Genomic DNA, 14,657 nt, shown 5'->3' on the forward strand with positions numbered 1-14,657 from the left:
GAAGTTCGACTCTCGATTTTACCGTGCTATAATAAACAGATAAAAAACCGTGTTTTTTGTAAAACGGGAACAAAATCGAGGTAAAAAGATGGGGAACATATTTAAATCCAGTCGATACAAAATCGTTGAAACGTTCGTGCTGATCGGCGTGAAATTGCTGTTGCTGCGGTACTTTTTTTACGGCGGCTTCCATCCGGCGGGCCTGCCCGGCGAACTGCTGTCGGTGCTGGCGCTCCTCTGCCTGGTGGAGCTGGTGACGCCGGCCAAGGGCAAATGGTGGACATTCTTCGGCTTTAATTTTGTCCTGTCGTTCATTTTGTTTGCCGCCACGGTGTATTTCGCCTACTTCGGGACCGTGCCGACCTATAAGGTGCTTAGCGGTCTGGGCCAGGTACCCGAGGTGAAAGCAAGCATCGGCGCCTTGCTCCGGCCGGAGCAGTTCCTGTACTTTGCTGATCTGGCGGTGCTGGTCTTGGTCAAAATCATCGGGCTTGTCCGCCGCGGCGGTACGTCCCGTTCAGGCTGGCCGCAGGGAACTTTAAGTTTCGGCAGCAGGACTTCGCGGGGAAGACTGAACTTCCGGACCGATCGCCCGCGAGCAGGGCTGGTTTGGAAGGTGGGCGTCGCGTTTATCCTGATCGCCAGCCTGCTGCTGTCCGGGTTGTACATCCGCGCGGGGAAAGGGATCGATAACGAGCTGGTGCGGGCCGAAAGCGTCGGCTTCCTGAATTTCCAGGTGGACGCGGCCATCCGCGACCAGGAAGAGGAACGGATGATCGCGGAAGGAAATCTGCAGGAGACGATCGCCAAAATCCGGCAACTGCAAAGCACGTACCCTTACCGGGCGGATACGGGCGATACTGGCGCTACAGGCACTACGAACACTTCGGCCGTTGCGGCTGCTGCGAAAGCGGCTCCCGACTTTTTCGGCGCGGCCCAAGGGATGAACCTGATCGTCGTGCAGATGGAGTCGTTCCAGAACTTTCCGATCAACCTGACCTTGAATGGGCAGGAGATCACGCCGGTGCTGAACAACTTGGCGAAGGAAGGGTTCTATTTCCCGCACGTATTCCAGCAAATCGGGCCGGGCAATACATCGGACGCCGAATTTATGTCCAACACGTCGATTTACCCGACGGCCGCGGCCGCGATGTCGACGAGCTTTGGCGACCGCGAGTTGCCGAGTCTGCCGCGTTTGCTGCAGGGGCACGGGTACGTGGCGAATACGTTCCATATCAACAAGGTGACGTTTTGGGACCGCAACAAGTTGTATCCGGCGCTTCATTTTGATAAGTATTATGACAAGCCGTATTATACAAACGATCATTTTAACGACTTCGGGGCTTCCGACGAGGAGATGTACCGGGTGGGCGTGGAGAAGCTGGCGGAAATCGAAGCGCAGTCCAAGCCGTTTTACGCCCAGTTTGTGACGACATCCAGCCATTCGCCGTTTGTCGTGCCGAAGGACCGCCAGCATATCCAGCTTCCCGCCGGCATGGAGGGGACGATGCTGGGCAACTACATTCAGGCCGTCAACTACACCGATTACGCGATCGGGACGTTGATCGACCGTTTGAAGCAAGCCGGCCTGTGGGACAATACGATGCTGGTGTTTTACGGCGATCATTTCGGATTGCAGCCGAATGACGTCAGCGCCGAGGAAATCAGCGAAAAGCTCGGCATCGCTTATGACGAGCGGATCAGCCGCTTTAACATTCCGCTGATCGTTCATGTTCCCGGAGCGGAGGGCGGGCAGGTCGTAGAGCGCACTGGGGGCCAGGTTGACATTATGCCGACAATCGCGGGTCTGCTTGGCGTTTCGCTGGAAGGCGAAGGTTTTACCGCTCTGGGCCAGGATCTGCTCAGCATCGACCGGAACGTGATCGGCATGCGGTATTATTTGCCGACCGGATCGTTTTTCAACGATGAGGTGATGTTTGTGCCGGGTCAAGGCTTCGACGACGGCACGGCCGTGTCGCTGAAGACGCTGCAGCCGGTGACGGATATCTCGGCTTACCGCGGCGACTACGATTATGTCACGAAGCTGATGAAGCTTTCGGACGAATACGTGAAGCTGCTTCCCAAGCGGGGGCAATAAGATGCAAACAGCCCTGAGGCATAAGCCTCAGGGCTGTAATTTTTTTAATCTTATAGAATTTATAAAATTTCGGACATGGTAGAGGACGATGCGCAGGTAGAGAGGAGGGGAGAAAAGGAATCTGGGGGCTAAGGGACACCAGAGCCGTTATTTTCGAAAAAACGGAGGTTTCCAAAATGTAACGGACACAGATGCTCTTATTTTCCTCAAATCGGCCTGGATGAACGGGTTTAGAGCAAAATAGGGTCATGTGTGTCCGTTATGCTGGGAAATACCCGGGAAATGGGCGGATAAGGTCACTGGTGTCCGTTAGAGCAACGTCCACTGGATGTAGACTACAGATTGAAAAGGGCCGAGGTACTCGGGTGCTACTGTTCATGAAAAAAGGGGATGGTTACTCAAAGAACCGAAGAGGGAATGGGAACCCATCCCTCCAATCGCTCCAAAGTAGAAGTCAGGGCCATTAAAGCACGCCGTCAGGCGTTTTACTTATGAGCGTCTAACTTTTTTTGCCCGGGCACGGCTCAAAAACAGCCCCAAATGTGTCCGGAAAGGCCCAATAAGGTCAATAGGGTCTGTCAGGCCGACTCACGTACATCCACACGTACTCCGAATCGTTTCATTCAGCCCCTGTCTACCCCCGATTTCGGTTTTGAGTCAAAATAAGCACAAAAAATGGCGTTATTTTCTGCGGTTCTGAGGTTTTGCACACAATAGAGGAAAATTATGCCGTTATTTGTATGGCGGGTAAGCCATTTGCCGGTTTTTCGCTCCGATACAGAAAAATAAGGACAAATAAATCCACTATTGCCGCCAGCGTGCACCCAATAGCCGAAATAAGGGCAAAAAGTTTCTTTATTTTCGGCGGGAGGGGGCGCCCTTCCATAGTCGCGGTCACGTCAAAATGTTGTACTGGCTGTGCACGCTGCCCGCGATAAGCTCAGGGATTTCCCGGAGCTGCTGTTCGTACGCTTCCTGCGTCAGGCTCCCCTGCTCCAGGCGCTGTTGCAGCTGCTCCTGCATTTCCTTAATTTGCAGGCCGATGACGCTATCCGCATTCTGTCCATGAGCTTCGGCGATATCGGCCAGCGACTGGCCTTCGAGCAGGGCGTCGTAGACTTCCTTGTCCGAAGAGACGCCTAGCACATTGTTCAACTCGCTCTGGGGGCTCAGCGTTGCGGTGCTAAGACTGGATGCCTTGGAGGCGTGGGCCGCAAAGGCGATGCTGGTCAGATAGCCGGATAAGCTTGGATTGATGGTAATAACGACGGCTATGGTGCCGACGATGACGACTTTTTTCAGTTTCATATGAGAGATCCTCTCCGATCGGGTGGTTGGATTGTTGTTTGGATTTGTCATTGTCATAACTATTACTATTACGAATAAGCCCCTCGAGAAGTTTCAGTCTCTTTTCCGAATTCGGGGTGGTGTTGGTGCAAGCCTAGTCTGTATAATGGGTTTCATGAATGGTCCGGCAGGAGCCAATCGGCAGGGGAAATCGGATTTCCAAAACAGAAGGGAATGGTGTGGTTATGACGGAACAAATGGTAGCGATCCGGTCGATCAATGTGGGAAAACCGGCGCAGGTGAAGCACTCCGGCAAGGAAATTGCGACAGGGATATACAAAACCCCGGTTTCCGGTCCGCTGCATCTTTCGGCGCTGAATTTTGCGGGGGACGGCCAGGCTGATCTCGTTCATCATGGCGGCGCGGATAAAGCCGTTTGCGTGTACCCTTTTGAAAGATACGCCTATTGGGAGCGGGAGCTGGGAATTACGCTGAGTTTCGGCGCCTTTGGCGAAAATTTAACGACGGAAGGGATGCTGGAGGACGACATTTGCATCGGGGATACGTTCCGGCTGGGTGAAGCGGTGGTCCAGGTCAGCCAGCCAAGACAGCCATGCTTCAAATTAGGCGTCAAACACGGAGTCCCCGAACTCCCCTTGAAAGTCCAGCAGACCGGTTATACCGGCTACTACTTTCGGGTGGTGCAGGAGGGGCGGGTAGGTCCTGGCGATTCGCTGGTGCTGCTCGAAAGGCATCCGGCGGGCGTGACGCTGTCTTTTGCCAATCGGATCATGCATGTGGACAAAGAAAATGCCGACGGTTTGAAGCGCATTCTGGAGGTGGACGTTTTGTCGGCCAGCTGGCGCGAGACGTTGACCGCCCGGCTTCAGCGGGCAGAAGCCTAGTGAACGGACGGAGCGGGAAAATACATACGCCAATTTACCGCGGAGGAAGATCCGCTTTCCCATTTATTTAAAAAGGGAGGGCGGATTTTTTTGCTTTCATCTAATGGCGGCGAGCGCGGCCCATATCCCCATAATATTTTTTTGGAAAAAAACCAAAATAGGAAACTTTTTTCCGTTCCGGTTCGTCATTGATTGGTGAGGAATGATTTACCACTTGACGATTAGGAATTTGGGAGGATGAGTTTGTTGAAGAAAATTTGGACTGGAATTTTAGCTGCGATAATAGCGGTTCCGTTGCTGCAACCGCCGCCGGCTCAAGCGGCCAAACCGATCTCCATTTATATCGACGGCAGCCGGTTGGCGACTAAACAGGCACCGCTTGCCATCAATGGCCGGGTAATGCTGCCGATGCGCGCTATCTTCGAAGCGCTGGGCGCATCGATCAATTGGAACCAAAAATCGCAAACGGTAACGGCGCAAAAGAACGGCACGACGATTAAGCTCAAAATCAAAGCGAAAACGGCGACCATCGACAACAAAACCGTGAAACTTGACGTTCCGGCGCAAAACTTAAGGGGCACAACGATGGTTCCCGTCCGTTTCGTCAGCGAGGCGCTGGGCGAGAGCGTGGGCTATACCAACAAAACGAAAATCGTCACGATTACCACGTCGGGCTCCGGCGGCAGCGGCGGCAACGGTGGAGGCGTCGGAGGCGGCGGCAGCGCAACCGCACCGAATCCGGTAGTCAATGTTTACGCGCGTGATATCGGGGATAACGGAGACGGCCGCGACTTGGAAGTCAGCTTCTCCAAATCCTACAATGAATCACGGGTAGACCATTACCGCGTTCTGATCGTTAAGTCGGCCAATGTGTCCCGCTTCAGTCTGGCCGCGGCGAAGAACGTATCGTCCGGAAACTATACGTCCCTGTATCCCACCGGTTCGGATCCCGTAGTTACGCTTACGTCCAACTCGCGGGATGTGGATGGTGAATACATCCGGGAAGATCAATCCTATGTCGCTTTCGTATTGGCGGTAGGCAAAACGAGCGGCCAAGCAGCCCTGTCTAACGCTTCACCGGCCATTACGCTGCAGCGCGACTCGGTAGCGGCGGCTACGAATGTCATAGTTTCCGATATCGGCAACTATGGAGACGGCCGCGATCTGCGCGTCGAGTTTACGCGGGCGCAAAGAGAAAATCACATCGCGAACTATCGCGTGTTCGTCGTGAAGACTGCGGATGCGTACAAATTTGACCTGAAGACGGCAAACAATATATCAGACTCTTATTCAACGGTCGTTAACAAGTCCGGAAGCAGCCAAAAGCTCAGCGTGGATCTCACTTCGTCTTCCCGCGACACGTCCGGCGAATATATCAAAAACGGAGTAGCGTACACCGTGTTTGTGATGTCGGTCAGCAGCAATCCGAACGTTAATGCCAGCAAGCTGTCGGCGGCATCGTCTTCGATCAAGCTGGACAGCGGCTCCTTGAATTCCCCTGTGGTCACCAAAGTGGAGGACGTGAACGACTACGGGGACGGCCGGGATTTGCAGGTGAGCTTTTCGAAGGTGAACGATGAATCCAAAATCGGCTCTTACCGGATTTTTATCGTGAAGAGCAAAAACTACAGCGATTTTACCCTGTCGAAGGCGAATAACGTATCGAGCAACAATTATACGCAAGTCAGCAAAACGGGATACAACATCAGCAATTACCGTTTGTCTTCCAGCGCCAGAGACGTCGACGGGGATTGGATCCGCAATGACGTGAATTACCGGGTGTTCGTTATGGCGGTAGGCAGCGGATCAAACGCCAACGTCCTGTCCTCGGCATCGAGCTCGATAACGCTGGTTAACGGCTACAGCGGAGGGGGCAACGGCAGCGGCAATAATGGTAAGGTTAAGATCGTTTCGAATTTGACGGCCACTGATGTGGACGATTATGGAGACGGCCGCGATCTGCGGGTAGAGTTCTCCCGGGCTTCGGATGAATCGTACATCGACCAGTACCGGATTATGGTCGTCAAATCATCGAAGGCGGGCAGCTTTACATTGTCCAAGGCGAATGACGTTTCCAGCAGAAACTATACACGCGTCTACAAAGATGGAAAAACGCTGTCTGAGGTGCTGAGCTCCGACGCCCGTGACGTCGACGGAGATCTGATTAAAGATGGCGTAAGTTACAAGGTGTTTGTTCTGTCGGTAGGCAAAAGCGGTTACTCCAACGCGCTGTCCTATGCATCCAGCGAGATTACGCTGAAGAATGGCAACAGAGTGGGGACCGTTTCGAATCTGACGGTCAGCGATGTGGCGGATAACGGAGACGGCCGCGATCTGCGCGTCGAGTTCACCCGGGCTTCGGATGAGTCGTACATCGACCACTACCGGATTATGGTCGTCAAATCGAAGAATGCGGGCAGCTTTACTTTGCCCAAGGCGAATAACGTTTCAAGCAATAACTATACGCGCGTCTACAAGAATGGGAATACGTTAACGGAAGTGCTGGGCGCAAGCGCTCGTGACGTCGACGGGGATCTGATCCGCGAAGGCGTAAGCTATAAGGTATTCGTCCTGTCGGCAGGCAGAGGCAATTACTCGGGCACAAACGCGCTGTCCAAGGAGTCCGGCGAGATTACGTTGTCGAAGAAAGCCAACATTGGGGCCGTTTCCAACCTGACGGTCAGCGATGTGGCGGATAACGGTAACGGCAGTGATCTGCAGGTATCGTTTAACCGGGCCGCGGATGAAACGAACGTCAGCAGCTACCGGATTATGGTCGTGAAATCATCGAATGCGGGCAGCTTTGATTTGTCCAAGGCCAATAATGTGGCCGAAGCAAACTATACGTACGTCAGCAAGAACGGAAACACATTGACGAAAGTATTGGACGCGAACGCTCGTGACGTTAACGGGGAACAGATTCGCGAAGGGGTAAGCTATAAGGTATTCGTCCTGACGGCAGGCGGCGGCAATTACTTGGGCACGAACGCGCTGTCGAATGCATCCGGCGAGATTACGTTGTCGAAGCAAGCCAAAATTGAGGCCGTTTCGAACCTGACGGTCAGCGATGTGGCGGATAACGGCAACGGCAGTGATCTGCAGGTATCGTTTAACCGGGCCGCGGATGAAACGAATGTCAGCAGCTACCGGATTATGGTCGTCAAATCGCCGAAGGTGGGCAGTTTTAATCTGTCCAAGGCCAATGAGGTGGCCGAAGCAAACTATACGTACGTTAGCAAGAACGGAAACACCCTGACAAAAGTGTTGGACGCGAACGCTCGTGACGTCGACGGGGAACCGATCCGTGAAGGGGTAAGCTATAATGTGTTCGTCCTGACGGCAGGCGGCGGCAGTCTCTCAGGCACGAACGCGCTGTCGAATGCATCCGGCGACATTACGCTGTCGATGCAAGCTCAAATCGAGGCCGTTTCGAATCTGACGGTCAGCGATGTGAAGGATAATGGTAAAGACAGCGCTCTGCAGGTGTCGTTTAACCGGGCCGCGGATGAAACGAACATCGGCCACTATCGGATCATGGCGGTCAAATCATCGAAGGCGGGAAGCTTTAATCTATCCAAGGCCAATGAGGTTTCCAACGCAAATTATACGTCTGTAGACAAGAACGGTAACACGTTGACGAAAGTGTTGGACGCGAATGCTCGTGACATTGACGGGGAAACGATCCGCGAAGGCGTAAGCTATAATGTGTTCGTTCTGTCGGCAGGCGGTGGTAAATTCTCGGGAAAAAACGCCTTGTCTTCAGCATCAAGCGCGATTACTTTAAAGACCGAAACCAAAGTCGCAGAGGCTGTGACCGGATTGTATGCCGACATCATCGGGAATACGAACGTAGTTAACGATATCTCGGTCGGATTCAATAAACTGAGCAACGAAAGCAATATAGAGGAATACCGGATTATGGCCGTGCCGCAAGCCCAAGCCGCCACTTTCAATTTGGCGAGCGCCAACAATGTAACGCTAGCGGACAATTACACCCAGGTAAAACCAAACGGGTCCAATGTCTCGCTCAAGCTGCAGAAAACCAAAGACGCATTTGGGAATGCGATCAATACGGGGACGAATTATCAGTTGTTCGTGCTTACGGTAACGAAAGCGGGCTCCGGATACGAAAATGCTTTGTCCGCCGCTTCCAATCCATTTAAATTAACGACGAGTCTAGAGGACGTAACGGTTCCGAGGGTAAGCCAGGCATCGGTTCAATCCGATGCTACCGGGATATCAGTGAGTTTCACCGCGCCGCAGAACGCTGAAAAAATCGCTTCCTATGTTATTCTCGCCGTTCCATCCGGCGGTTCCATCGATCTTGCGTCAGCGGAGGCATCTAAGGATAAAGGCATTGCGGTACCCAAAGCAGGGCCGTTAACCAACATTAAGCTCGCCCAGGATTTCACAGGGCAAGCGATTAACACCCAATCGGCTTACAGCATTTATATCTTGTCGGTACCCGATATGACAAATGCGAAGAAATATAATTTGTCTGCACCTTTTGCCTATCCGCAGGTACAGGCAGCCCAGCCTGCGGGAGCGGCACAGCCGACCCCGTAAGCGGAATGACGCCTGCTGCCAGGCAGCATAATAAATAAAAGCGAAGAGCGGTCCAATTTTGGGCCGCTCTTTGCACGTCTAAATAAAAATTACGGTAACCGTTTGACATTCTTTTAAAATTTTATGTACCCTAAAGAAAACGTGGGGAAACGGGAATCGGCATGATGGGGAATTTGCACGAATTTGTCCGGGCGGAAGGAACGCTCGACGACAGCAAAATATGGAGAAGAGAGCCGCTTTACCAGGGGATGAACGGCAGGTTTGTGGAACGGTTTTATCCGGTGAAGGGGCAAAGCTGCATTTTTAAGCCGGTAACGAACGGCGAGTCGATCGATCGCGAAGTTTGGGTATACAGGCATGTACTGCCCTTCTTCCCGCCGATTTATCCGCAGATGCTGGCGACCTCCGGGGAAGGAAAGGGAGCGGCCGGCTGGGCGATTTTTGAGGATCTTGGCCCTCTGGGGCATGCCTACCGGCTGGGGAATGCTTTGAAGGTCACGGAGCGGATGGCGTGGTGGCATAGCCGTCCGGCGGCCGAATGGAGCGGCCTATCCATGCAGGGGCCCAAGCCCGGCATCGAGATCATCGCCGCCGAGCTTTTGGACCGGCAAAACGAGGCTGCCGCGATTTTAAGCGAGCTTGGATTTGAGCAGCCGGCCGGAATATTCACCGAGGCTCGCGCAGCTTGTGAGGGAGAACGGTTCGGCGGGCCGCGGGTGTTGTCGCACGGCGATCTTCACCAAGGGAATTACGCCATTACGGATGAGGGGCGGTTGTATATTTTGGATTGGGAACACGCTCACCTGAGCTCACCGTTTTGGGATCTCTTTCACCTGATCGACATGTCGCATCCGATGTTTGCGAAGCGAATGACGGCTTCCGACCGGGAGTCGATCCTCGGCGAGTATCTGGGACAAGCCCGGCTTTACGGCGCCGGGTGGGAGCGGAGGGCATTTGTCCGCGAATACGCAAGTTTTGCCGCGCTTTTTGGTCTTTGGATGCTGCTGCTGATTCAGGGCGACCTTGGGCGGGAGAGTGGTGTATGGCCGCGGGAACGGCTGTTGGCGCAGCGTGAAGAAGCGGCGGCTAATTTGGCCGGCTGCCTGGCTCTTATGGGGAGTTAGCGCGGGCCCGGGTAGACGGAAGTTTGCAAGCAGTACGGTAATTCACATAGAAAATAAGGCGGGATCATATGAAAAAAGTCGGTTTGGTCATGCGGAAAATCCAGTTTGCCGAGGCGCAGGGACCACGGGTTTTTGCGGAACGGCTGCGGAATATCGCGGCGGAGCTTGGCGTCGAGATCGTTTTTATTTCACCGGAGCGCCATGTCAGCGGACATGACTGGATTCCGGGATACGAGCATGAAAAAGGCGATCTGGTCAATTACGACATCGTGTTGGACCAAATTTACGCCCAGGGCATCGAGCACGTAATCTATACGGTCTCCGGGTTTACGTTTCTCAAAATGTTCATCAAAAACAGCGTACTGTTCCCGCACAGTTTTCCCGATCCGGCGTTGACCGGCTACGAAATGATGAAGCCGTTTTACGGGATCGTGGACAAGGCGGTCGTGCAGACCGAGTTTTTGCGGCGGCAGCTTCGTGACGTGTTCGGGGTGACGGACGTCAACGTGATCCCGATCGGCTTTGACGAGGCGCTGGCGCGGAAGCATTTTGATCCGGCGGCCATCGTGAATAACCGGGTGCTTTGGATCGGGCGGGACGAGGAAAACCGGCGCCCGGACCTGGTACTGGAGTATGCGCGGCAAAATCCGGACAAGGACGTCATCATGGTTTTCGGCGGGGAGCGTTACCGGGAGAGCGTGAAAAAATACGACATCCCAAGCAATGTTACCCTGCGGTTTGCTCTTTCCCAGGATGAAGTTTTCGCTTTGATGAATTCGGCGAAGGTGTATTGGAGCTGCTCGAAGTTCGATACGTTTGCCATGCCGCTGACCGAAGCGCTGGCGATGGGAAAAATCGTCGTCAAACCCGAGCATCCCTGCTACGACCATATCAGTTCCCGCCACGCCTTCGCGGGCAATGAGCAAAATTGGTTCGAACTGGTCAATATGGCGGCGGCCTCGCCGCAGAAATATTCCGCTGACAACCGCGACTACGGTTTTGCGAAATTTTCGGCCACGGTGATGAAGCAGGGCTACCGCGACTTTTTTGCGGGGTGGTTGAAATGAGCGGACAGATAACGGATAGCGGCCTCGGCCGCCGGCTCGAGGAACTTGCTGCTAGCGGCTGGCCGCCGCGCGAGCTGCGGCCTCTCGGTTCCTGGCAGCTTCGGGCGAATGACGGTGTAACGAGGCGGGCCAACAGCGTGCTTGCCGCAGGCCCGTTCCCGGAAGGGGATTGGCTGGAGGAGGTGGAGCGTTTCTATCGCGAGCGCGGGCTGCCGACCTGCTTTCATGTGAGTGAGTACTCGCCACCGGAGTTAGACAGCCTGCTCGCGGCGGCGGGATATGAGAAGGTGATGAGCTGTCTGCTGCTGACGGCTTCCTGCCGGGACATCATAAAGCGTGCCGAAGACTTGGGGCTTGTTTGTCCAGCAATGGTCCTGACAGAAGGGGCAGAAGGGCTCCGCATCACGAACGGCGGGGTCATCCTTGCGCCGGAGGCGAGCGAGCCGTGGTTGGACGATTTTTTACGGATGGAAGGGTTCCCCGAATCACGGCGTGAGGGCTACAGGTCGATCTTTGCCGCTATGCCTTCCCCTAAAGCATTTGTTACGATCGTGGATCAAGGGCAAGGGGAGCCGATAGGGGTGGCCACGGCGGTGATCGAGGCCGGCTGGGCCGGAATCAGCAATGTCGTCGTCGATCCGCGCCACCGCCGCAAGAGAGCGGCCGCCCGGATGCTGATCACCCTCGCAGTCTGGTCGGCCGAAGCGGGGGCGGAAGGGATGTATCTGCAAGTGCTTGAGAAGAACGCCCCGGCGCTGGAGTTGTATGGGAAGCTCGGTTTTTCCGCCGTGTCGGGATATCATTATCGGATTGGCAAATAGCGGGGAGGGGGACTGGCTCGTAAGTACTGGACTGGATCAGCCCCAAGATCGGCCCAAGTCGCCTATCCATTGGAAATATCCAATAGAACTGGAAAATTATTGGTATATACAGCGGCTAGATTGGATAATTTCCAATAGATGAGGCTCGGAAGGGCGTAAAATGGGTGGTTTGAGCGAAATCTACTGGATTTTCTCCAATTAGAGCTCGAAAAAGCGTGCAACTTCCGTCAATCTATTGGATTCTTTCCAATAAGAGTGGCGGGATGACGGAATGACCGGGTTTCGGGAGACCTGGCGTATGCGTACGGCGCGGCAAACGCGACAATTCTAATGGGCGGCCAATATGTCGCGTTGCTGCAAGCAGGAATGTTCGAATGGGCGGACGAATACATTTTCAGGAAGAGCTGGCTTGATCTTTGGTTATTCTTGGATCAATAACCGCGATTCCTATTCTTAATGTAAGCGCTTCGATTAAATCCACTGACGAAACGGAGGCTTGGCGATGACATTGGCCGAACAGTTGGGCTATGAACCGGGGGCGAAGCTGCTCATTGTTAACGCGGATGACTTCGGCATGTGCCATGCCGAAAACGCGGCTATTATGCAGCTGCTGAAGGAAGGGGCCGTATCCTCGGCCACCGTGATGATTCCTTGCGGCTGGGCCAAGGAGGCGGCCGCCTGGAGCGCCGCGCATCCCGAATACGATGTTGGCGTGCATCTGACGTTTACCAGCGAATGGAGCGGCTATAAATGGGGACCGGTCACGAGGAACGGCGATGTCAGCACGCTTGTGACGGAGGAGGGATATTTTCCCGCCGATACCGCCTCGTTTGAACGGCAGGCCGCCCGCCATCACGTTCGCCTGGAGATGGTCAACCAGGTTGAAACGGCGCTGGCGCTGGGGCTTGCGCCAACCCATCTCGACAACCATATGGGCAGTTTGTATGGGCTTGCGACCGGGCATCATTTCCTTGACGCCGTGTTTGAGGTTTGCGCCCGCTATGGACTGCCGTTTCGCATGCCGCGCGCGCTGCCCGATATCGGCAAGATGCCGGCGGAAGCCGCCGCGATGGCCCGGCAAGCGACCGAACTCGCCGACCGGATGGGCGTCGTGATCCTGGACCATTTGATCGGCCTTCCCTTCGGCAAGCAGCCGGGGGAAACGTACGAAAGCTATAAACGGGACATGATCCGCGCGCTGCGGACCCTGCGTCCCGGCGTCTCCGAGATCATTATTCATCCGGCTTTGGCGTCGGAGGAATTGAAGGCGATTCACGGGGAGTGGGAGAAGCGGCAGTGGGATTTTGACTTGTTCCGCGATCCGGAGGTGCAGCAAACCATAAACTCGGAAGGAATCGTCATGATCCGGTGGCGGGATTTGCGGAAGCTTCAGCAGCGCCATTAATGCACATGAGCGGCCAATGGGGGAGGGGAACGGATGAAGCGGTTTAACGCCCATGCATCCAGGCCGGAACTGCGGAAAGTAGCTTACAGTTCGGGCAATCTGGCCGTGAATCTGCTGTCTCAAGCCTTTGCGGCCTATCTGGTCTATTACTATGTGGATGTGCTTGGCGTGCGGCCGGCGTGGATCAGCTTGGCCATGGTGGCGCATGGCGCCTTGAACGCGGTGCTGAACCCGCTCCTCGGCCATATGTCCGACCGGACGCGGACGCGCTTCGGCCGGCGCATCCCTTATATCGCGTTCGGGCTGCTTCCGCTGGCCGCGGTTTTTGCCGCGTTATGGATCCCTCCGGCGGCGGGAGATGCCGCCTTGCCTTATTTCGTTGCGGCCGTCTTTTTGTACGATGTGCTGTTTGTAACGGTTGTGCTGAATTATTCCGCCTTGTTCCCGGAAATGTTTCCAACGATGGAGGAGCGTGCCTACGTCTCGTCATGGCGGCAGATGCTTGGCATCGTTGGCATGATCATCGGCGTCGCGCTTCCGCCGCTGGTGTACTCGCAAATCGGCTTCGGGGGGATGGGCGCGGCGTTTGCCGCGGTCGCCGCCGCTTTTCTGGCCCTGTCGCTTTGGGGGAGCCGGGAGACGAATCCCGGCTCCCCCCAGGCGGCGTTCCGCCTGCCTGCGGCCATTCGCTATACGCTCAGCAACCGCGCTTTTATGCTGTACGTCCTCGGCAGCTTTCTCGTTCAGTTTACGTTTGCGCTGCTGCCCGCCGGGATTCCTTTTTTTACGAAATATGTCCTGGAACGGGACGAAAGCTTTAACACCGTGCTGCTCGGCGCCATATTCCTCTCAGCCGTCCCGTCCGTATTTGCGTGGGGGCGGATTACGGCAAAATCAGGGCCGCGGCGGGGAATCATGGCGGCGGCCGGCTGCTATCTGATCGCCTTGCTCCCGTTCGGTCTCATAACGGGGGCCGCCAGCGTTATCGTTGCCGCCGCCGTCGGGTTCGGTCTTGCCGGACTGCTGGTGCTGCTGGACGTGATGTTGTCTGAGGTGATCGACGAGGATGAGCGAAGGACAGGCGCCCGCCGGGAAGGGATGTATTTTGGAATGAACGGCTTTATCGTCCGCTGGGGGGTGTCCCTGCAGGCGGGCTGCATGGGCTTGATTTTGGAGTTGAGCGGTTACGCCGCGCGTCAAGCGACGCAGCCAGACTCCGTGATTGCCGGCATCCGCTGGATGATGAGCGGCATTCCCGCCGCCTCCATGCTGCTGGCCCTGTGCCTGTTTTACTTCTATCCAATCGGGAGGAGCCAGACCAAGAAACGCTGAACGCTCTCCGGGATCATGTACATTCCGCCGGCGGCGAAAATAAAAAACGGCA

Annotated in this window: 9 protein-coding genes; 8 read left to right on the forward strand and 1 reads right to left on the reverse strand. The window is 55.1% G+C overall.

The genetic code is table 11. The features are described from left to right. The first annotated feature begins 88 nt into the window (after positions 1-88). Positions 89-2,098 carry an LTA synthase family protein gene (locus EHV15_RS11760; protein WP_128631364.1) on the forward strand — a complete coding sequence of 670 codons (2,010 nt, stop codon included), beginning with the start codon at positions 89-91 and terminating at the stop codon, positions 2,096-2,098. An 894-nt stretch (positions 2,099-2,992) separates the two neighbouring features. Here EHV15_RS11760 and EHV15_RS11765 read toward each other — a convergent pair. Further along, the gene (locus tag EHV15_RS11765; RefSeq protein WP_128631365.1) at positions 2,993-3,406 is read right to left on the reverse strand and encodes a hypothetical protein; all 414 of its coding nucleotides are present in this window, start codon (positions 3,404-3,406) and stop codon (positions 2,993-2,995) included. A 224-nt stretch (positions 3,407-3,630) separates the two neighbouring features. Here EHV15_RS11765 and EHV15_RS11770 point away from each other — a divergent pair, with 224 nt between their 5' ends. From EHV15_RS11770 to EHV15_RS11800, 7 genes are all read left to right on the forward strand, one after another. Next, a complete protein-coding gene (locus EHV15_RS11770) occupies positions 3,631-4,290 on the forward strand; it encodes an MOSC domain-containing protein (RefSeq protein WP_246061925.1) in 660 nt (219 codons plus the stop codon). 246 nt (positions 4,291-4,536) lie between these two features. Then, on the forward strand, positions 4,537-8,856 hold the full coding sequence (locus tag EHV15_RS11775) for a copper amine oxidase N-terminal domain-containing protein (RefSeq protein ID WP_246061491.1): 4,320 nt from the start codon (positions 4,537-4,539) through the stop codon (positions 8,854-8,856). 161 nt (positions 8,857-9,017) lie between these two features. Then, positions 9,018-9,980, forward strand: coding sequence for a phosphotransferase (locus EHV15_RS11780; RefSeq protein WP_246061493.1), 963 nt, complete (start codon positions 9,018-9,020; stop codon positions 9,978-9,980). 68 nt (positions 9,981-10,048) lie between these two features. After that, the gene (locus EHV15_RS11785; protein WP_128631367.1) at positions 10,049-11,047 is read left to right on the forward strand and encodes a glycosyltransferase; all 999 of its coding nucleotides are present in this window, start codon (positions 10,049-10,051) and stop codon (positions 11,045-11,047) included. After that, positions 11,044-11,868, forward strand: a complete 825-nt coding sequence (locus EHV15_RS11790; protein ID WP_128631368.1) for a GNAT family N-acetyltransferase — start codon at positions 11,044-11,046, stop codon at positions 11,866-11,868. The genes EHV15_RS11785 and EHV15_RS11790 overlap by 4 nt, the downstream gene beginning before the upstream one ends. 502 nt (positions 11,869-12,370) lie before the next feature. Further along, positions 12,371-13,273, forward strand: coding sequence for a polysaccharide deacetylase family protein (locus EHV15_RS11795; RefSeq protein WP_128631369.1), 903 nt, complete (start codon positions 12,371-12,373; stop codon positions 13,271-13,273). Positions 13,274-13,306: 33 nt separating this feature from the next. Further along, positions 13,307-14,605 carry an MFS transporter gene (locus tag EHV15_RS11800; RefSeq protein WP_128631370.1) on the forward strand — a complete coding sequence of 433 codons (1,299 nt, stop codon included), beginning with the start codon at positions 13,307-13,309 and terminating at the stop codon, positions 14,603-14,605. The last annotated feature ends 52 nt before the right edge of the window (positions 14,606-14,657 follow it).

Source organism: Paenibacillus oralis (genome assembly GCF_003863965.1).
GTDB classification, from domain to species: domain Bacteria; phylum Bacillota; class Bacilli; order Paenibacillales; family Paenibacillaceae; genus Fontibacillus; species Fontibacillus oralis.

Coding starts and splice junctions, on each gene's coding strand:
- EHV15_RS11760 (WP_128631364.1), top strand. CDS start 89: ATGGGGAACATATTTAAATCCAGTCGATACAAAATCGTTGAAACGTTC.
- EHV15_RS11765 (WP_128631365.1), bottom strand. CDS start 3,406: ATGAAACTGAAAAAAGTCGTCATCGTCGGCACCATAGCCGTCGTTATT.
- EHV15_RS11770 (WP_246061925.1), top strand. CDS start 3,631: ATGACGGAACAAATGGTAGCGATCCGGTCGATCAATGTGGGAAAACCG.
- EHV15_RS11780 (WP_246061493.1), top strand. CDS start 9,018: ATGATGGGGAATTTGCACGAATTTGTCCGGGCGGAAGGAACGCTCGAC.
- EHV15_RS11785 (WP_128631367.1), top strand. CDS start 10,049: ATGAAAAAAGTCGGTTTGGTCATGCGGAAAATCCAGTTTGCCGAGGCG.
- EHV15_RS11790 (WP_128631368.1), top strand. CDS start 11,044: ATGAGCGGACAGATAACGGATAGCGGCCTCGGCCGCCGGCTCGAGGAA.
- EHV15_RS11795 (WP_128631369.1), top strand. CDS start 12,371: ATGACATTGGCCGAACAGTTGGGCTATGAACCGGGGGCGAAGCTGCTC.
- EHV15_RS11800 (WP_128631370.1), top strand. CDS start 13,307: ATGAAGCGGTTTAACGCCCATGCATCCAGGCCGGAACTGCGGAAAGTA.